The sequence below is a fragment of the Streptomyces sp. NPDC046303 genome (genome assembly GCF_055588085.1).
On sequence record NZ_JBVJFA010000023.1, the window covers coordinates 28824 to 46337 of the forward strand.

A 17514-nucleotide genomic window follows, 5' to 3' on the forward strand; every position below is an offset into this window, starting at 1 on the left:
CAGGCACCGGCAGACCTGTCTGCGGCAGCAGTTCGAGGGCAAGGACGGTCCCGCGGCGGACTCCACCTCGCCGCCATCCACATCCGGTCAGCCGGATATCCCGGAAGCCCGGCCTACACGAAGCCGGGCTCTCCGGACTCGTTGAAACGGTGGATCGAGCGTCGCAGGAGGTCGAGGAACTCAGCGAGGTCGTTCGTCATCCGGTCGAACCCGCCTTCCTCGGAAGCATTCCGAGAGCGCCAGACGGTGCCGTCCGCGCCAACCGCGTACTGAATCCCACCACCGTCGGAGCCGATCAGTACGGCGGTGATGGTTCCGTCCGCCTCGGACAGATTGATGCGTTCGTCCAGTGCTTGGGCGCCAGAGCGCAGGAAGTACGCGTTGCCGACGTCGCTCATCTTCACGGAGCCGATCTCGCTGTAGTACACAGCGAGATCGGCGAAGGCCGGTGATTCCGCAGCCAGGCGCCCTGCGGCGGCCCGGTCGTCCGCCTCCGGCGGGTGAATCGCATTCTCACCCGGGCTGTAGCCGTACTTCTCCTCGAAGCCGCTGGTCACGGCGCACAGGGCAGCCGAGACCTCCTCGCGCCAAGCAGCGAGGGAGGCAGCCGTGAGAGGGACAGGTTCGTACGCATCGCGCATGGCCCCATCCTCACATCCCGCCCCTCAGCTTCGGGAGGCAGAAGATCCGAAGGAAACGGCGTGGGTGACGCCACGGGCGGGCAGCGGTTGAGTCAACGGTCAACCAGCCGTGGACGCGGGGCCTCACCCGTGGATTCCGCGTCGGTGTCGTCGGTGCCGACCGGGCCGCGGGGAAGTAGCCGGTCCAGCCACTTCGGCAGCCACCAGTTGGTCCGGCCGAGGAGTGTCATGGTCGCCGGTACCAGCACCATGCGTACGACCGTGGCGTCGATGAAGATCGCGGTGGCCAGGCCGAGCCCGAACATCTTGGTGGAGGGGTCCTCGGCGACGGCGAAGGACAGGAACACCGCCACCATGATGAGGGCGGCCGAGGTGATGATCCGGGCGGTGCGCGAGACGCCCTCGACGATCGCCGTGCCGTTGTCGCCGGTGCGCAGGTACTCCTCGCGTACGCGGGAGAGGAGGAACACCTCGTAGTCCATCGACAGGCCGAACAGGATCGCGAAGAGGAACATCGGGATGAACGACACGATCGGAACCGTCGCTTCCAGCCCGATGAGTGCGCCTCCCCAGCCCCACTGGAAGACCGCGACCATGATGCCGTAGGCCGCGCCGATGCTCAGCAGATTCAGCAGGACCGCCTTGAGCGGTACGAGTATCGAGCGGAAGACCAGCATCAGCAGCAGGAACGACATCGCCAGTACGGCGGCGACGAACACCGGCAGGCGTTGGCTGGTGCGTTGGCCCACATCGGACAGGCTCGCGGCGGCGCCGCCGACGTGGGCCCTGGCCGGGCCGTGCCCGATCGCCGTGGGCAGCACGTCGGTGCGCAGCCGGGCGATGGTGCCGGCCGTGGCCTCGTCCTGAGGGCTGGTGGTCGGGAACACCACGAGGGTCGCGATGCCGGTGGCCCCATCGATGTGCGCCGGCGCGACGGATGCGATGCCCGGATCCGCCGCGACCGCCCCGACGAGTCGGTCCAGCACTCCCGGATCACCGGTGGGGTCCGCGGCGATCACGAGGGGACCGTTGGTGCCCGGGCCGAACCCCTCGGCGACGAGGTCGTAGGCGCGGCGCTCGGTACGGCTCTGCGGCAGTGAGCCGTCGTCGGGCAGGCCGACGCGCAGGCCGAGCACGGGCAGCGTCGCGGTCAGCAGCAGCCCCGCCGCGCCGATCGCGTACGGCACCGGGTGCCGGCTGACGTGCCCGATCCAGCGACGCCACCCGGCGGCGTGGGCGGCGCCTGCCGCCGGGTCCCGCCGCCGTGCGAGTCGGCCCGGCTTCCCGGTCCGCAGAGCCCGGCCGATCCGGCCGGCCCGGGCCAGGCGCGGGCCCGCCGCGCCGAGGAAGGCCGGCAGCAGCGTCACCGACGCGAGCACCATCGTCAGGACGACGATCGAGACGGCGAGCCCGCCCACCGTCATGAACGGCACGTTCGCGACCGCCAGGCCCAGGATCGACACGACGACGGTGCCGCCGGCGAAGACCACCGGCCGCCCCGCCGTTGCCACCGCTCGCCCTGCCGCCGCCTGCGGATCGAGCCCGCACGCGAGGTACTCCCGGTGCCTGGCGAGCACGAACAGGGCGTAGTCGATGCCCACTCCGAGCCCGACCATGCTGCCCAGGACCGGTGCGAAGGCGGGGACCTCCGTCACCCCCGCCAGTACCGTCATCGTGGCGACTCCGATGGTCAGCCCGAAGACCGCCATGCCGATCGGCAGCGCGGCGGCGACGAGCGAACCGAACGCCAGGAACAGGATCGCGGCCGCGGCGAGCAGGCCGATCAGCTCGCTCGCGCCGCCGTTCGGGTCGGAGAAGGCGTAGAAGAGGCTCCCGCCCATCTCGATGCGCAGCGGCAGCTCGGCGCGCAGCCGGTCGCCGAGATCGACGAGGGCGTCGAGGTCTTCGGCCGACAGCCGGCTCTGGTCGGGGTACTGCACCCGGACGACCGCGATCCGCCCGTCGGCCGAAACGAGGCCGCCGCGCACGGCGGTGTCCCCGCCCGCGTCGAGCGCCCCCGCCGGGTCGCTCGTGCCGAGCACGTGCGGCAGCCGCTTCACCTCGGTCTGCAGCCGCGTGAGAGCGGTGCGCGCGCCGTCGTCGCCGAAGAACGTCGCACCGTCGTCGCGCGGGGTGACGACCACTTGGGCGGTCATCCCCTCCTGGCCGGTGCCTGCCCGCTCGATCAGTTCCGCGGCCCGTCGCGAGTCCAGTCCCGGAGCGGTCATCGAGTCCACGGTACGCCCGCCGAAGGCGACGGCGGCGAGGACGGCGAGCGTGGCGGCGATCAGCCATGCCGCGATCACCCGCCAGGGATGGCGGGCGGCGCTTGCGCCCAGGCGCAACAGGGCTTTCGAGAGCATCGGGTCCTCCAACCACCTCGTCGGCCGTCCTTGTACGGCCTCCGATGCCGAGGCTCGTCGCCACGGCGCTCCGCGGCATCGGCCCGCGGGCCGCGGATCCGTCGGCCCCGGGGAGGAGTGACGACCCGTCCTTTCGGCCGATGCGCGCCGCGCCGCGGTCCCTAGGCTGAGAACCGTGCTCCGAGACGACCTGCGAACCCTGTGGACCGAACCCCGGCCGACCGACGCGCCCGCCCGGGTGTGGCGGGACTGGGCGCTGCTCGCCGCGGGCCTTGCCGGTGTGGCGCTGGAGGCCACCCTGCGCGAGAACGTCGTGTGGCGGCCGCTGGCGGTGGTGTTCGCCGTATGGCTGTGCCTGCTGCCCCTGTGGCGCCGGACCCGCCCGCTGGCGATGGTGACGCTGGCGTTCGGCTCGGTGATCCTGCTTCCGGTGGCCTCGCTCGTCGCCGCACCGCGCGAGCCCGTCGGCCTGTACACCGGCGCGGTCGTGCTCGTGCTGGTGTACGCGCTGCCCCGGTGGGGATCGGGACGCGAGATCGTGCTGGGCGGCGCGCTGATCGTCGCGGTCGGCGTCCTGTGTGTCGTCACGGACGAGACCCCGGTCGTCGAAAAGGTCGTGGGCTTGGTCTTCCTGCTGCTGCCCGGCGTGGTCGGGGCCGCCGTGCGGTTCCGGGTGACCGCCCGTGAGCGGCAGTTGGACCAGGTGCGCTCCCGCGAGCGCGAGCAGCTCGCCCGGGAACTGCACGACACGGTGGCCCACCACGTGTCGGCCATGGTGATCATCGCCCAGGCGGGCCGGGTGCTCGCGGGCACCGACCCGTCCGCCGCCGTCGAGGCGCTGGAGGGGGTCGAGGAGGAAGGGGCGCGGACGCTGGAGGAAATGCGCGCCATGGTCGCCGCGCTGCGCGACCGCGGGGTCGGCGCCGAGCTGGCGCCTCCGGCCGGAGTCGCGGATCTGGAGCGCCTGGTGCGCACCCCGGGTGGCCGCCTCAGGGTCGACCTGGGGCTCGACGGCGAACTGGACGCGCTGCCCCCGGCCGTGGACGCGGCCGTCTACCGGATCGTGCAGGAGTCGGTGACCAACGCGCTGCGCCATGCGGTCGACGCGACCGAGCTCGTCGTTCGGGTCGCCGCGGAACGGCACACGGTGCGGGTGAGCGTACGCGACGACGGCCGGCGCACCGGCCGGGGACGCGACGGATACGGACTTACCGGACTGCGCGAGCGCGCGACCCTGCTCGGCGGCACACTACGAGCCGGCCCTGGTACCGACCGGGGCTGGCATGTCGAAGCCGAACTGCCGAGAGCGAGGAGCGAGAGCGGTGTCCATTCGCGTCCTCGTCGCTGACGACCAGACGATCATCCGCACCGGGTTGCGGATCATACTGAACGCCCAGCCCGGCATCGAGGTGGTCGGCGAGGCCGCCGACGGACGGGAAGCGGTACGTCTGGCCCGCGAACTACGCCCGGACGTCTGTCTGTTCGACATCCGCATGCCCGTGCTCGACGGGCTCGAGGCCACCCGGCTGGTCGCCGGCCCGGGCGTCGCCGACCCGCTGGCCGTGGTCGTCATCACCACGTTCGACCTCGACGAGTACGTCTACGGCTCCCTGCGTGCCGGCGCCCGCGGGTTCCTCCTCAAGGACACGGGACCGGACCTTCTGGCGCAGGCCGTACGGTCGGCGTCCGACGGTGAGGCGCTCATCGCGCCCAGCGTCACCGTCCGTCTGCTCCAGGCATTCGCGGACCTGCCCGCCGGCCGGCCCGTGGCCCAGCCGGTCTCCCCCGTCACCGCCCGCGAGGAGCAGGTGCTCCTCGCCGTCGCACGCGGGCTGACCAACACCGAGATCGCCGATGCACTGCACATCAGCCTCAGCACGGTGAAGACGCATCTGGCCAGCCTGATGGCCAAACTCGGCGCCCGCAACCGGGTCGAGATCGCGATGTGGGCCTACGAAACGCGCCGTATCCTCCCCGGAAGCTGAGCCGGGTGCCGGACACGACACGACTCCCGGCAAGGACCTGGTCAGATCGTGACCGGGCCGTGGGCGGTGGCGAACTCGACCGAGACCAAGCCCGGTTCCTCGTCCTCGACCCAGGTGACGTCGATCTGGTCGAGGGGGTGGTCGGCCGGTTCGCCGAGGAATTCGGCGATGGAGGCGGCGTCTCCGGCGATGGAGACTCCCTGGATGGTGGTGGAGGTGCGCGGGTCGGCGCTCGGGCGCTCCTCGATGGGGACCAACCACTGGAGGAAGTAGGGCAGTTGCGGGTCCTCCAGCAGTTCCAGCAGGCCGATCTGCTTCCACCTCAGGTCGAACCCGTCGGGGCGGACACGGTGGCCCTCGGCCGAAGTGCGGCCGAGGCGGGCCTCGACCGGGGCGATGTCGTCAACGGAGACCACCCAGCCGAGCCAGCCGCCGCCCTCGGCGGCGCGGCGCGCGACCGCCTGGCCGAAGGGTGCGCGGTCGGCGGCGGGGTGGTCGAGTGTGGTGACGACCTCGACGTAGGTGCCGCCGCTCAGCGGGAGAATGAAATTGCGGGTGCCGAATCGCGGGTGCACGCCCCCGTCGACGAACCCGGCGCCGAGGGCCGATCCGATCCACTGGACGGTCGAGACGAAGCTGTCGCGGGCCACCGCATAGGACACGTGATCAAGTCGCACTCCGTCATCATCGCCCGACAACCCGTACAAGTCCCGACGCCACGCCCGCCGCCCCGGCCGAAGCCAGGCAGCAGCGCTGCCCCCTGCACTTCCGAGAGGCCTGCTCCAGGGGCCGCAGCCCGGAACGGTTGTCCGGAAGCCGGTCATGGGCTGTACTGCTGTGCAGCCCCCCACCGGGGGCGCGTGCGGGGGAGGGACCAGAAGATGAGAGCGGACCGGCGGGCGCACCGGCGGACGGACCGGCGGACGGACCGGCGGACGAAGCGCCCGGCATCGCACCGGCGCCGAACGGGATTCCGTGGCCGCAGGCCGCTGCTGACCCTGCTCGTCTCCGCCTTCCTCCTCGTCGGGGTGTGCGCGGCCACCGGAATCGCCTGGGACCCCTCCGGCCCGGCCTCCGCACGCGGCGGTCCGGTCCAGGAGACCGGCGTCCCGCGGTCCACCGGCCCGGATACCGCGCCCCCGCCCGGGGAACCCGGACCGGCCGCCACGCCGGCCCCCGGGACCCCGTCACCGACCAGGGGCGCCGCCGCCAAGGCCGACCCCCGGGGTGCGACGGACCCCGGGGCGGCGCGCCCCGCCGGCGCCCTGCCCTTCGACATGCCCCAGCCGGCCGCCCTGCGCTCCGCCGCGGGGGGCCGGAAGCTGGTGTTCGCCCACTACTTCACCCCCTACCCGCTCTCCCTCGACAACGCGCCCGCGGACGGCGACTACTACGCCCGCCACTACCTGAACCCGAACGGCGAAAGCGGCAAGCACGGAAGGTACGGCGGCCTGCTGCGCGACCGGCCGCTGCCCGTCGAACCGAAGTCCGGCGACTGGGAGTACGCCAACCTCCAGCAGGAGGTGCGCACCGCCCGCGCGGCGGGCATCGACGGGTTCACCCTCGACGTGCTCTCCTTCTCCGGACGGAACTGGGACCGCTGCAACCTCCTGATGGCGGCGGCCCGTTCGGTGGACCCCGCCTTCACGATCATGCTGATGCCCGACATGACCTCGCTGAAGACCGACGACCCGGGCGTGCTCGCCGACGCGATCGCCACGCTCGGCTCCGCCCCGGCCGCCCACCGGCTCCCCGACGGCCGGCTCGTCGTCTCCCCCTTCAAGGCGGAGGAGAAGAGCGCCGCGTGGTGGACCGAGGTCCTGGAGGTCCTGCGGTCCCGGCACGGCGTCCGCACCGCCTTCGTCCCGCTCTTCCTCGACTTCGCCGCCCACAACGGCGCCTTCGCGCCCATCAGCTACGGCTTCTCCGAGTGGGGCAGCCGCAGTTACGTCGGCCAGGAGGGCAACACGCGCGACGTCCGGCGGGCGCACGACATGGGCAAGGTCTGGATGCAGCCCGTATCGGTCCAGGACGCGCGCCCCAACCAGGGCATCTACGACGAGGCCGGCAACACCGCGACCCTGCGCTCCACCTGGACGCACGCCATCGAGGACGGGGCCGACTGGGTGCAGCTCACCACCTGGAACGACTACTCGGAGGGCAGCCAGTTCGCGCCCTCCCTGCACAACGGGTACGCCTACCTGGATCTGACCTCCTACTACCTCACCCGGTTCAAGACGGGCAGCTGGCCGAAGATCGTCCGGGACACGCTGTACCTCACCGCCCGCACCCAGTTCGCGGCCGCCGACCCGACGGGCGGCCAGTCGCTGCTGATGGCGCCGCGCAAGGGCAGCGCCGCGCCCAGGGACACGGTGGAGGTGCTCAGCTTCCTCACCGGGCCCGCGGTCGTCCGTACGGCCGTCGGATCCGCGCAGGACACCCACCAGGCCCCCGCGGGAGTGCACTCCGAGCTGCTGCCGCTGAAGGCCGGCGCCGCCTCGGCGGCGGTGGTGCGCGACGGCGGGACCGGCGCGCACGTGCGGCTGCCCTACCCGGTGGACCGCACGGTGGAGGTCCAGGACCTCCAGTACTACGCGGCGACCAGCGGCCGGGAACGCTGAGGGAGCCGCAGCCCCGGACCATCGGGGCGGTGACCAGGGCCAGGCCACTCTCCCGCGATTGGCCTTGTCGGGCCGGGGCGCCGCCCTTGCATCATCCCGGAGCACACCCCGCCGCACCCGTCACCCGGAGGTACCGTGACCGAGCCCGCCACCCCGACCGCCTTCCCCGGCGGCAGCGCCCTCTTCCGGCTGGACCCGGCCGTCACCCACCTCAACCACGGCTCCTTCGGAGCGGTCCCCGTCCCGGTCCAGGAAGCCCAGCAGGCGTTGCGCGCGGAAGCCCAGGCCGACCCCGACGCCTTCTTCGACGGCGTCCCCGACCGGCTGGCCCTGGCCCGGGGCCGGATCGCGGCCCGCCTCGGAACGGACCCGGAAGGCATCGCCTTCATCTCCAACGCCACCGAGGGCGCCCACCTCGCCCTCGACGCCATCCCGCTCGCCGACGGCGACGAGATCCTGGTCACCGACCACGGCTACGGCATGGTGACCGCGGCGGCCGCCCGCCGCGCGCCCCTCACCACGGTGGCGCTGGACCCGCGGCTGCCCGACGAGGACGCCGTGCGCGAGGCCGTGCTGGCGGCGCTCACCCCCCGCACGAAGGTGGCCCTGCTCGACCACGTCAGCTCGCCGACCGCCCGCCTCATCGCCGGTCCCCGGCTCCTCGCGGACCTCGCCGCGCGCGGGATCACCACCGTCGTCGACGGCGCCCACACCCCCGGCGCGCTGGCCGCCCCGATCGCCGACGGCGCCGACTTCTGGTTCGGGAACCTGCACAAGTGGGGCTACGCCCCGTCGGGCAGCGCCCTCCTCGCCGTGGCCCCCGCCCACCGGGACCGGATCAAGGCCCTGGTGCCCTCCTGGGAGGACGACCGCGGCTTCCCCCGCTCGGTCGAATACCGGGCCACCGTCGACTACACCGGCTGGCTGGCCGCCCCCGAGGGCCTCGACCTGCTCGACCGCCTCGACGCCGCGAAGGTACGGGCCCACAACGGCGAACTCGCCGCCTACGGCGCCGGCCTGCTCGCCCGGATCCCCGGGGTCACCGCGCTCCCGCACACGCCGGGCGTCCCGATGCGCTCGCTGCTGCTGCCGCCGGGCCTTGCCGAGACCCAGGACGCGGCCTGGGCCCTGCGCGACGAACTCGCGGCGAAGCTGCGTACCAGGGTCATGGTCTGGCCCCGGCCGGGCGGCGGCGGCCTGCGCGTGTGCGCGCAGCTCTACAACCGCCCGGAGGAGTACGAGCGCTTCGCCGCCGCCCTGCCCGCCTTCCTGGCGTGACCGCTCAGCCGCGCCTGAGCAGGTACGTGTCCATGATCCAGCCCTTGCGGGCGCGGGCCTCGGTGCGCAGCTCCTCGATCCGCCCGGCGACGTCCGCGAGCCTGCCCGAGACCAGGATCTCGTCCGGGGTGCCGACGTAGGCCCCCCAATAGATGAACAGGTCCTGGTCGAGGTGCGCGGTGAAGGCGTGCCGCGCGTCCAGCATCACCACCACGTCGTCGACGTCGTCCGGCCAGCCCTCGGCCAGCCGCCGCCCGGTGGTGATCTGGACCGGCCGCCCGACCCGGTTCAGGTTGGTCCGGTGCCGGGCCAGCAGCGCCGAGACACTGCTGATGCCCGGCACCACCTCGTGCTCGAAGGCCACCCGGCCCCGCTCCAGCACCTCGTCGAGGATCGCCAGCGTGGAGTCGTACAGCGACGGGTCGCCCCACACCAGGAACGCCCCGGTCTCGCCCTCCGCCAGGTCCTCGGCGATGAACCGCTCGAAGAGCTCGGCGCGCGCGCTGCGCCAGCCGTCCACCGTCGGCGCGTAGTCGGCCGGGGTGCGGTCCCGGTCCGGGTCGCGGCCCTCCACCAGCCGGTGCCCGGGCCGGGCGTGCTCCTCGAGCATCGCCCGCCGCAGCCCCGTCAGGTCCGCCTTCTCCTCGCCCTTCTCCAGGATGAGGAATGCGTCCGCCGCGCCGATCGCCCTGACCGCCTGGAGGGTCAGGTGGTCCGGGTCGCCCGCGCCTATGCCGATCACTGAAAACTTCTTCACGGCGCTATTGTGCCCGTCATGCGTGCCGCCCTGTTCGTCACCTGCGTCAACGACGCCCTGTACCCGCGCACGGGCATCGCCGTCGTACGCCTCCTGGAGCGGCTCGGCGTCACCGTGGACTTCCCGGCGGCCCAGAGCTGCTGCGGGCAGCCGCAGTACAACACCGGCTACCGGCGCGAGGCCGAACCGCTGCTGCGGCGCACGGCCGAGGCCTTCGCCGGATACCCGTACGTGGTCACCCCCTCGGGGTCCTGCGCCGCGATGATCCGCGAGCACTACCCGCGCATCGGCCGGAAGGCGGCCGCGGAGGGGCGCGGCGGCGAGGCGGCCGCGCTCGCCGAGGAGCTGGCGCCACGTGTGTACGAGCTGACCGAGTTCCTGGTCGACGTGCTGGGGGTGACCGACGTCGGCGCGTACTTCCCCCACACCGTCACCTACCATCCCTCCTGCCACGGCCTGCGCGGCCTCGGGCTGGGCGACCGGCCGCGGCGGCTGCTGGCCGCCGTCAAGGGCCTGGAACTGGTCGAGCTGCCCGGCGCCGAGGAGTGCTGCGGCTTCGGAGGCACCTTCGCCGTCAAGAACCCCGACGTGTCGGCCGCGATGGGCACCGACAAGATCGGCAGCGCGGTCTCCACCGGCGCGCAGGTGCTGTGCGGCGCCGACAACTCCTGCCTGGCCCACCTCGACGGCCTGCTGCGCCGGTCCGGCGCCCCGCTGCGGGCCCTGCACCTCGCCGAGATCCTGGCCGCGACCGAGCAGGAGCCCCTGTCATGACCGGCACCTCCCTCGGCCTGCCCGCGTTCCCCGAGGCGGCCCGCGAGGCCGTACGGGACGGCGTACTGCGGGCCAACCTGCGCCGCGCCACCCACACCATCCGCGACAAACGGGCCCGCTCCGTCGCCGAACTGACCGACTGGGACCGGCTCCGCGCAGCCGGCCGGGCGGTCAAGGACCACACGCTGCGCCACCTCGACCGCTACCTCCTCCAGCTCGAGGCCGCGGTGACCGCCGCGGGCGGCACGGTCCACTGGGCGGCCGACGCCGCCGAGGCCAACCGCATCGTGACGGAGCTGGTGCTCGCCACCGGCGAGCGGGAGGTCGTCAAGGTCAAGTCCATGGCCACCCAGGAGATCGGCCTCAACGAGGCCCTCTGCGCCGCCGGGATCGCCGCCTACGAGACCGACCTCGCCGAACTCATCGTCCAGCTCGGCCACGACCGCCCCTCGCACATCCTGGTCCCGGCCATCCACCGCAACCGCGCCGAGATCCGCGACATCTTCCGCACCGAGATGGGCCGTTGGGGACGGCCGGCGCCCGACCCGCTCGGCGACGACCCGCGCGAACTCGCCGAGGCGGCCCGACTGCACCTGCGCGAGAAGTTCCTGCGGGCCAAAGTCGCCGTGTCCGGCGCCAACTTCATGGTCGCCGAAACCGGCACCATGGTCGTCCTCGAGTCCGAGGGCAACGGCCGGATGTGCCTGACCCTGCCCGAGACCCTCATCTCCGTCGTCGGCATCGAAAAGGTCGTCCCCACCTTCCGCGACCTGGAGGTCTTCCTCCAGACGCTGCCGCGCTCCTCCACGGCCGAGCGGATGAACCCGTACACCACGATGTGGACGGGCACCGCGCAAGGCGACGGACCCGCCGCCTTCCACCTCGTCCTGCTCGACAACGGCCGCACGGACACCCTCGCCGACGAGGTGGGCCGCCAAGCCCTGCGCTGCATCCGCTGCTCCGCCTGCCTCAACGTCTGCCCCGTGTACGAACGCGCCGGCGGCCACGCCTACGGATCCGTCTACCCGGGGCCCATCGGCGCCATCCTCAGCCCCCAACTCCGGGGCACCGGCAGCGAGATCGACGCCTCTCTGCCCCATGCCTCCACCCTCTGCGGGGCCTGCTACGAGGTCTGCCCCGTGGCCATCGACATCCCCGAGGTCCTCGTCCACCTGCGCGAACGGGTCGCCCAGGGCGGCCCCGTCACCCGCGACGGCATCCGCGTCACGATCCGCCCGGCCCACGGACACGCCGCGGAACGGGCCGCCATGCGCGCCGCCCGGCTGCTGCTGGACCGGCCGGGCGCCCTGCGGGCGGGCGAGCGCCTGCTGGCCCGGGCCCGCCGGCTGGCCCCGCGCCGGCTCCCCGGCCCCGGCCGGGCCTGGACCGACACCCGCGAACTGCCCGCCGTACCCGCCGAGTCCTTCCGCGACTGGTGGGCCCGAGAACGGGGGAAACCGCAGTGAGCAGCAAGGACCGCATCCTGGGCCGCATCCGCCGGGCCGCCTCCGGCCCGGACCCCGAGGTCCCCCGGGACTACCTGCGGGTCCACGGCGTCCGCACGCCCGCCGAGAGCGCCGACCTGCTCGCCGCCCACCTCGCCGAGTACCGGGCGAAGGTCCACCGCACCGACGAGGACGGACTGCCGCAGCTGCTGGCGCGGCTGCTCGCCGCGCGCGGCTCCGCGTCGGTCCTCGTCCCGCCCGCCCTGCCCCCGCACTGGCTCGCGGCGGCGGATCCGGTCCGCGTCCCCGACCGGGCCGCCTCGACCCCCTCCGACCTCGACCGGGTCGACAGCGTCGTCACCGGCTGCGCCCTGGCGATCGCCGAGACCGGCACGATCGTCCTCGACGGCGGTCCCGACCAGGGCCGGCGCCGCATCACCCTGGTCCCGGACCACCACATCTGCGTGGTCCGCGTGCCGGACCAGGTGGTGGACTCCGTCCCGCAGGCCCTCGAACGCCTCGACCCCACGCGCCCGCTGACCTGGATCTCGGGTCCCTCGGCCACCAGCGACATCGAACTCGACCGGGTGGAGGGCGTGCACGGCCCCCGCACCCTGGAGGTGGTCCTCGTCGGCGCACCGTGAGGGCACGCGGTGGCCGGGGCAGGCTCGCGCCGGACCGTGCTCCGGGGGCCGCCCCGCAGGAGCGGCCCGGCGGGCACCGCCGGTCAGGCGGGGCCCGGCCCGCCGGAGGCCCTGCGCGGGCCCGCCAGTCCGGGAGCCTCGGCCGCCGCGTCGACGCGCTCCCCGGCGGCCACCCGCCCGGCCAGCTCCCGGGCCCACCCCACGAGCCCCGCCACGTCCATCCCGTACGCCTCCTCCCACCCGGTCAGCGCATCGGCCCCGCGCCGCAGCAGCCGCGCCCCGCCGACCGCGTTGCCCCGCGCCGCGTGCGTCAGCCCGACCGCCAGCTGCGCCAGCCCCCGCCAGAGCGGGGCCGCCTCCTCGGGACCCGACTTCCAGGCGTCCTCGAACACCTCGTGCGCGTGGAACGGCATCCCGGCGTCCAGCAGCCGCTGCGCCTCCACGACCGTCTCCGCGGGCGAACGCACCACTCCCTCGGGCTGCCGCTCCACCCCGGGCGCCCCGTACGGCAGCGGCCGCCCCAGCCCGTCCCTGGGCCGCGCACTGCGCGCCCGCCCCTCGCCGTCCCGATCCCGATCCTGATCCCGTGCGTTCACCACCCCATCTTCACCCCCGCCGATTACCGGTGCATGAACACCCCTCGGCGTGGGGTAATGTTCTGCATGTGCCGCCGAGCAGGGGGAAACCCCAGGTGGAAGGCACAACGGGACGTGGCGCAGCTTGGTAGCGCACTTGACTGGGGGTCAAGGGGTCGCAGGTTCAAATCCTGTCGTCCCGACTTTTCGAAGTCGCAGGTCGTGGGGCCGTTTCGGAGCAATCCGAAACGGCCCCACGGTCGTTTCGGATCGCTCCGCAGTGGCGACCGCCCGCCGCCGCGACCGCCCCCGCCGGAGGCGTATCCGCGTGGCTTCTGGGAAGGTGCAAGAACAGGACGGAAGGGTGATGCCGGATGGTTCCGGGAGCGGACAATGAGCGCTTCACCGTCGCGGTGCAAACCGTGGACGGAGCCGTCGTCCTCGAGCTGGCGGGGGAGCTGGACCACGACACGGCCCAGCCCCTGCGGGAAGCCCTCGATGCGGCGGTGACCCGCGGTGGCCGGCTGCTGGTGGATCTCACGGGGCTGGGATTCTGCGATTCCACCGGCTTGAACGTGCTCCTCCAGAGCAGGCTCACGGCCCTGGAGGCGGGCACCAGCGTGGAACTGGCCGGGCTGCGCGGTTCCGTCGCGCGCATGTTCCGCATCACCGGCGCCGACGGGGTCTTCCCCGTGCACGCCGATGTGGCGCAGGCGCTGAGCGGGACGGACGGTCCGCCGGGCTAGCGCCGCCGGAAACCGGGTGGCGGGTTCGGCTACGGCATGTCGACAGGAGGAGTCAGAGCGTCATGGAGCAGCGGGGGTCACCCGACCGGACCTGGTACCTGGTACTGGACGGGGTCACCGATGTCGTGACGCGCAGCCGGGACTTCGCCCGCCGCGCGCTGACCGCATGGCACTGGCTCCCGGCCGCCACCCAGGAGGTCCGCGACGCGGCCGACGACGTACTCCTGCTGGTGTCCGAGGTGGTGGCCAACGCCTGCCTGCACGGCGGCGGGCCGGGAGCGCTGCTGCTGGACTGCGACACCGAGCGGCTGCGCATAGAGGTGACCGACGGGAACCCGGCCCCGCCCGTCCCCGTGCGGGCCGGGCCGGGAGCGGAGCGCGGGCAGCCCGGCGGGCACGGGCTGCTGATCATGGACCGGCTGGCCCGCAGCTGGGGTTCCCGGCCGGGCCCGGACGGCAAGTGCGTATGGCTGGAGGTGGCCGCACCCGCCGGGGTCAGGAGTCCAGGGCCGCGATGATCTCCTGGGTGGTGCCGACCTTGCCGATGCGCGGAAAGATCTTGCCGAAGGTGTGGGCGTGGGAGTCGGCGTCCAGGTCCGCTGTGGCGTCCTCCGCGAAGACCAGGTCGTAGCTGAGCTCCCAGGCCGTACGCGCGGTGGACTCGACGCCCGCGCTGGTGGAGATGCCGGCCAGGACGATGCGGTGGATGCCGCGCCGGCGCAGCTGGAGGTCCAGCTCGGTCCCCGTGAAGGCGCCCCAGTGCCGTTTGGTGACGACCACGTCCCCGAGCGCGGCGAGCTCGGCGGGGATCTCGGAGAACGCCGGCGGCGGGGCGGCGGCCGGGCCCGGACGGTCCACACGGGCGGGCGGCAGGTCGCCGCTGTCGGGGGACCAGGCCACCTTGACCAGGACCACGGGCAGCTTGCGGGCACGGAACGCCCCGGCGAGCGCGATGCCCCTCTCGAGGATGCCGGCGGAGGGCCTGGCGGTCGGCAGGGACAGGATCCCGCTCTGCAGGTCCACCAGGACCAGGGCGGTGTCCTCGCCGAGGGCGAGGCGGTTGGGACCGGAGGTCATGGGCAGTCTCCTCAGGGCCGGCCGTAACGCAACAGCACGACGCCGTTGCCGAACGTACGGGTGCCCTCCAGGCGCAGCGGCACCGGGCCGCCGTCGACCGGCGGGAACAGCGGTTTGCCGCGTCCGATCCGCACCGGGTGCACGTAGATCCGGTACTCGTCCACCAGATCGTGGCGCAGGAACGCGGCGGCGATACCGGCCCCGCCGAGGCCCAGGTCACCACCCGGGGCCGCCTTGAGCGCGGCGACCTCCTCCGGCACGACGTCCCGGACGATCGTGGCGTTCGGCCCGACCCGCTCGAGGGTGCGCGAGTACACGTACTTCGGCTTGTCCCGCCAGATGCCCCCGAACTCGGCCTCCGGCCCGGAGTCCGCGGCGCCGGCGCCGGTGCCCGCGTCCGACCAGGAGGACTCCATCAGCTCGTACATTGCGCGGCCGTGCAGGAACCCGCCCAGCGCGCGGGCCTCGTCGTTGGCGTGCCGGTGCAGCTCTTCGTCGACGGTGTGCCAGTCGATCTCGTGCTCAGGTCCCTCGATGAACCCGTCGAGGGACACCGACATCCAAAGGACGATCTTCCGCATGCCGGCCCACGTTACATACTGACCGGTGTGAAAACCGAAGACGACACCGTCCTGTTCGACGTCCAGGGCCGCACCGGGGTGATCACCCTCAACCGCCCCAAGGCGCTCAACGCGCTCACCCACCCCATGGTGCTGCGCATGGCCGGAGCCCTGGCGGCCTGGGAGCGGGACCCCGCCGTCCACCAGGTGCTCGTCCGCGGCGCCGGTGAGCGCGGGCTGTGCGCGGGCGGCGACATCCGGGCCATCCACGACGACGCCAAAGCCGGGACCGCCGCCTCCGCGGAGTTCTGGCGCGACGAGTACCGCCTCAACGCACGCATCGCCCGCTACCCCAAGCCGTACCTCGCCCTCATGGACGGCATCGTCATGGGCGGCGGCGTCGGCGTATCGGCCCACGGCGGGGTCCGCGTCGTCACCGAACGCTCCCGCGTCGCCATGCCCGAGACCGGAATCGGCTTCGTCCCCGACGTCGGCGGGACCTGGCTGCTCGGCCGCGCGCCCGGCCGGCTCGGCACCCATGTCGCCCTCACCGGCGCCGCCGTGGGCGCCGCCGACGCGCTGCTGTGCGGACTCGCCGACCACTTCGTCCCCGCCGCGCGCCTCCCGGAGCTGACGGCCGCCCTCGCCGCGGCCCCCGCCCACGAGGTGCTGCCGCGGTATGCCGCCACGCCGCCGCCCGGGGAACTCGCCGACCGGCGTCCCTGGATCGACCACTGCTACGCGGCGGACACCGTCGAGGAGATCGTGGAGCGGCTGCTCGCCGACGGGGACCCGGCCGCCAAGGAGGCCGCCGAGACCGTCCTGGCCAAGTCCCCGACCGCGCTGAAGGTCACCCTGGCGGCCCTGCGCCGGGCCGCCGCCCTCGGCTCGCTGGAGGAGGCGCTGGTCCAGGAGTTCCGGGTCTCGTGCAACGCGCTGGCCTCGCCCGACCTGGTGGAGGGCATCCGCGCCCAGGTCGTCGACAAGGACCGCACTCCGCGCTGGTCGCCGCCCGCCCTCGCGGACGTGACCGGCGCGGACGTGGAGCGCCACTTCGCACCGCTGCCCGGCGGCGACCTGGTGCTCTGACCGCGAAGGCCGGCGGGCCTTCCCTGCCACCCCCTAGCGGTAGCCGGTGGTGTCCGCGGGGTGGCCCGGGTCCTGCACCTCGACCATGTAGCGCCAGCAGTCCGGGCGGCTGCCGTCGAGATCCGTAAAGCCGTAGACCCCGGCGAGCTGCCCGCTGGACAGGGACTGCCCGTTCCAGCGCGCAGCGTCCGGGTCGGCGGCGAGCGCCGCGACCGCCCGGCCGACGTACGCGGGGGTCTCGGAGATGGCGAAGTGCGGGACCTGCTCCAGGGCGTCCCGCCAGTTCTCCTCGGTCACACCGAAGGCGTCGAGCATCATCTCCGAGCGCAGCCAGCCCGGGGTCAGCGCCACCGCCGTGGCCCCGCGCGGCCCCAGCTCGTGCGCCAGCGCGAACGCCATGCGCAGCACCGCGGACTTGGCGATGTCGTAGAAGAACGAATTCCGGTAGTGGGCCGCGTTGTACTCGGCGGTGCCGTCCGTCATCTCCACCACCAGCCCGCCCGGCCGGCGCAGCAGCAGCGGCAGCGCGAAGTGGCTCGTGACGGCATGGGTCTCGATCGCGAGCCGCAACAGCCGCAGCCCGTTGTCCAGGTCGTGCTCCCAGACCGTGCTGTCGAACTCGAAGAGCCGCTCCCCGCCCCAGATGTCGTTGACCAGGACGTCCAGGCGCCCCTCCTCGCGGTCGATCCGCCCCACCAGGGCCTCGACCTCCCCCGGCACCAAGTGGTCGGCCACCACCGCGATGCCCCGGCCGCCCGCCGCCGTCACCCGCTCGGCCGTCTCCTCGATCGTCTCCGGGCGGTCGTACTCCGAGCGCCCGCTGCGGGAACTGCGCCCCGATACGTACACGGTCGCGCCCCGCGCGCCCAACTGGACCGCGATGCCCCGGCCTGCCCCGCGCGTCGCCCCTGCCACCAGGGCGATCCTGCCTTCGAGTGTCCGCTCTGCTTCCGCCATGC

Annotated in this window: 18 protein-coding genes and 1 tRNA gene; 11 read left to right on the top strand and 8 right to left on the bottom strand. The window is 73.4% G+C overall.

The genetic code is table 11. The features are described from left to right. Window positions 1–113: 113 nt before the first annotated feature. Both ACZ6I1_RS23470 and ACZ6I1_RS23475 read right to left on the bottom strand, forming a co-directional pair. Window positions 114–641, bottom strand: coding sequence for an SMI1/KNR4 family protein (locus ACZ6I1_RS23470; protein ID WP_469290137.1), 528 nt, complete (start codon window positions 639–641; stop codon window positions 114–116). A gap of 92 nt (window positions 642–733) precedes the next feature. Continuing rightward, complete coding sequence (locus tag ACZ6I1_RS23475; protein ID WP_469290139.1) at window positions 734–3004, bottom strand: MMPL family transporter; 2271 nt, start codon at window positions 3002–3004, stop codon at window positions 734–736. Between the two features lie 175 nt (window positions 3005–3179). Between ACZ6I1_RS23475 and ACZ6I1_RS23480 the strand changes: the two genes are divergently transcribed. Beyond that, window positions 3180–4352 (top strand): sensor histidine kinase, encoded by a 1173-nt coding sequence (locus tag ACZ6I1_RS23480; protein ID WP_469290141.1) that lies wholly within the window; start codon window positions 3180–3182, stop codon window positions 4350–4352. Then, window positions 4327–4989, top strand: a complete 663-nt coding sequence (locus ACZ6I1_RS23485; protein ID WP_469290143.1) for a response regulator — start codon at window positions 4327–4329, stop codon at window positions 4987–4989. Before ACZ6I1_RS23480 ends, ACZ6I1_RS23485 begins: the two co-directional genes overlap by 26 nt. Window positions 4990–5030: 41 nt before the next feature. Here the strand turns inward: ACZ6I1_RS23485 and ACZ6I1_RS23490 are convergent, their stop codons facing one another. Continuing rightward, a complete protein-coding gene (locus ACZ6I1_RS23490) occupies window positions 5031–5666 on the bottom strand; it encodes a VOC family protein (protein ID WP_385805003.1) in 636 nt (211 codons plus the stop codon). 204 nt (window positions 5667–5870) lie between these two features. Here ACZ6I1_RS23490 and ACZ6I1_RS23495 point away from each other — a divergent pair, with 204 nt between their 5' ends. Further along, complete coding sequence (locus ACZ6I1_RS23495) at window positions 5871–7610, top strand: glycoside hydrolase family 71 protein (RefSeq protein WP_469290145.1); 1740 nt, start codon at window positions 5871–5873, stop codon at window positions 7608–7610. Between the two features lie 135 nt (window positions 7611–7745). Then, a complete protein-coding gene (locus tag ACZ6I1_RS23500; RefSeq protein WP_469290147.1) occupies window positions 7746–8888 on the top strand; it encodes an aminotransferase class V-fold PLP-dependent enzyme in 1143 nt (380 codons plus the stop codon). A gap of 4 nt (window positions 8889–8892) precedes the next feature. On the opposite strand, the gene cobF is transcribed toward ACZ6I1_RS23500, so the two are convergent. Further along, complete coding sequence (gene cobF / locus ACZ6I1_RS23505; protein ID WP_469290149.1) at window positions 8893–9645, bottom strand: precorrin-6A synthase (deacetylating); 753 nt, start codon at window positions 9643–9645, stop codon at window positions 8893–8895. An 18-nt stretch (window positions 9646–9663) separates the two neighbouring features. Here cobF and ACZ6I1_RS23510 point away from each other — a divergent pair, with 18 nt between their 5' ends. From ACZ6I1_RS23510 to ACZ6I1_RS23520, 3 genes are read left to right on the top strand one after another with little or no spacing between them, the layout of a single operon-like run. Next, window positions 9664–10419, top strand: a complete 756-nt coding sequence (locus ACZ6I1_RS23510) for a (Fe-S)-binding protein (RefSeq protein WP_469290151.1) — start codon at window positions 9664–9666, stop codon at window positions 10417–10419. Next, window positions 10416–11885 (top strand): lactate utilization protein B, encoded by a 1470-nt coding sequence (locus ACZ6I1_RS23515; protein ID WP_469290153.1) that lies wholly within the window; start codon window positions 10416–10418, stop codon window positions 11883–11885. The genes ACZ6I1_RS23510 and ACZ6I1_RS23515 overlap by 4 nt, the downstream gene beginning before the upstream one ends. Further along, complete coding sequence (locus ACZ6I1_RS23520; protein ID WP_469290155.1) at window positions 11882–12508, top strand: LutC/YkgG family protein; 627 nt, start codon at window positions 11882–11884, stop codon at window positions 12506–12508. Before ACZ6I1_RS23515 ends, ACZ6I1_RS23520 begins: the two co-directional genes overlap by 4 nt. An 83-nt stretch (window positions 12509–12591) precedes the next feature. On the opposite strand, the gene ACZ6I1_RS23525 is transcribed toward ACZ6I1_RS23520, so the two are convergent. Then, window positions 12592–13104 (bottom strand): DUF309 domain-containing protein, encoded by a 513-nt coding sequence (locus tag ACZ6I1_RS23525; protein WP_469290157.1) that lies wholly within the window; start codon window positions 13102–13104, stop codon window positions 12592–12594. Window positions 13105–13212: 108 nt separating this feature from the next. Between ACZ6I1_RS23525 and ACZ6I1_RS23530 the strand changes: the two genes are divergently transcribed. The 3 genes from ACZ6I1_RS23530 (at window position 13213) to ACZ6I1_RS23540 (ending at window position 14347) form a co-directional block, all read left to right on the top strand. After that, a tRNA-Pro gene (locus tag ACZ6I1_RS23530) sits at window positions 13213–13286 on the top strand. Window positions 13287–13457: 171 nt separating this feature from the next. Further along, on the top strand, window positions 13458–13829 hold the full coding sequence (locus ACZ6I1_RS23535) for an STAS domain-containing protein (RefSeq protein ID WP_469290160.1): 372 nt from the start codon (window positions 13458–13460) through the stop codon (window positions 13827–13829). A 62-nt stretch (window positions 13830–13891) separates the two neighbouring features. After that, window positions 13892–14347 carry an ATP-binding protein gene (locus tag ACZ6I1_RS23540; RefSeq protein WP_469290161.1) on the top strand — a complete coding sequence of 152 codons (456 nt, stop codon included), beginning with the start codon at window positions 13892–13894 and terminating at the stop codon, window positions 14345–14347. On the opposite strand, the gene ACZ6I1_RS23545 is transcribed toward ACZ6I1_RS23540, so the two are convergent. Continuing rightward, window positions 14325–14906 carry an isochorismatase family protein gene (locus ACZ6I1_RS23545; RefSeq protein WP_469290163.1) on the bottom strand — a complete coding sequence of 194 codons (582 nt, stop codon included), beginning with the start codon at window positions 14904–14906 and terminating at the stop codon, window positions 14325–14327. The two genes, ACZ6I1_RS23540 and ACZ6I1_RS23545, sit on opposite strands and share 23 nt — an antisense overlap. Before the next feature lie 11 nt (window positions 14907–14917). Continuing rightward, window positions 14918–15487 (bottom strand): dihydrofolate reductase family protein, encoded by a 570-nt coding sequence (locus ACZ6I1_RS23550; protein ID WP_469290166.1) that lies wholly within the window; start codon window positions 15485–15487, stop codon window positions 14918–14920. Between the two features lie 27 nt (window positions 15488–15514). Here ACZ6I1_RS23550 and ACZ6I1_RS23555 point away from each other — a divergent pair, with 27 nt between their 5' ends. Further along, on the top strand, window positions 15515–16555 hold the full coding sequence (locus ACZ6I1_RS23555) for an enoyl-CoA hydratase/isomerase family protein (protein WP_469290167.1): 1041 nt from the start codon (window positions 15515–15517) through the stop codon (window positions 16553–16555). Between the two features lie 33 nt (window positions 16556–16588). On the opposite strand, the gene ACZ6I1_RS23560 is transcribed toward ACZ6I1_RS23555, so the two are convergent. Beyond that, a complete protein-coding gene (locus ACZ6I1_RS23560) occupies window positions 16589–17512 on the bottom strand; it encodes an SDR family oxidoreductase (RefSeq protein WP_469290169.1) in 924 nt (307 codons plus the stop codon). Between the last annotated feature and the right edge of the window lie 2 nt (window positions 17513–17514).

Excerpts from the sequence above, each read along its gene's own strand:
- ACZ6I1_RS23550 (WP_469290166.1), bottom strand. The coding sequence starts at position 15,487 with ATGCGGAAGATCGTCCTTTGGATGTCGGTGTCCCTCGACGGGTTCATC.
- ACZ6I1_RS23540 (WP_469290161.1), top strand. The coding sequence starts at position 13,892 with ATGGAGCAGCGGGGGTCACCCGACCGGACCTGGTACCTGGTACTGGAC.
- ACZ6I1_RS23545 (WP_469290163.1), bottom strand. The coding sequence starts at position 14,906 with ATGACCTCCGGTCCCAACCGCCTCGCCCTCGGCGAGGACACCGCCCTG.
- ACZ6I1_RS23560 (WP_469290169.1), bottom strand. The coding sequence starts at position 17,512 with ATGGCGGAAGCAGAGCGGACACTCGAAGGCAGGATCGCCCTGGTGGCA.
- ACZ6I1_RS23515 (WP_469290153.1), top strand. The coding sequence starts at position 10,416 with ATGACCGGCACCTCCCTCGGCCTGCCCGCGTTCCCCGAGGCGGCCCGC.
- ACZ6I1_RS23535 (WP_469290160.1), top strand. The coding sequence starts at position 13,458 with ATGGTTCCGGGAGCGGACAATGAGCGCTTCACCGTCGCGGTGCAAACC.
- ACZ6I1_RS23475 (WP_469290139.1), bottom strand. The coding sequence starts at position 3,004 with ATGCTCTCGAAAGCCCTGTTGCGCCTGGGCGCAAGCGCCGCCCGCCAT.
- ACZ6I1_RS23495 (WP_469290145.1), top strand. The coding sequence starts at position 5,871 with ATGAGAGCGGACCGGCGGGCGCACCGGCGGACGGACCGGCGGACGGAC.
- ACZ6I1_RS23510 (WP_469290151.1), top strand. The coding sequence starts at position 9,664 with ATGCGTGCCGCCCTGTTCGTCACCTGCGTCAACGACGCCCTGTACCCG.
- ACZ6I1_RS23470 (WP_469290137.1), bottom strand. The coding sequence starts at position 641 with ATGCGCGATGCGTACGAACCTGTCCCTCTCACGGCTGCCTCCCTCGCT.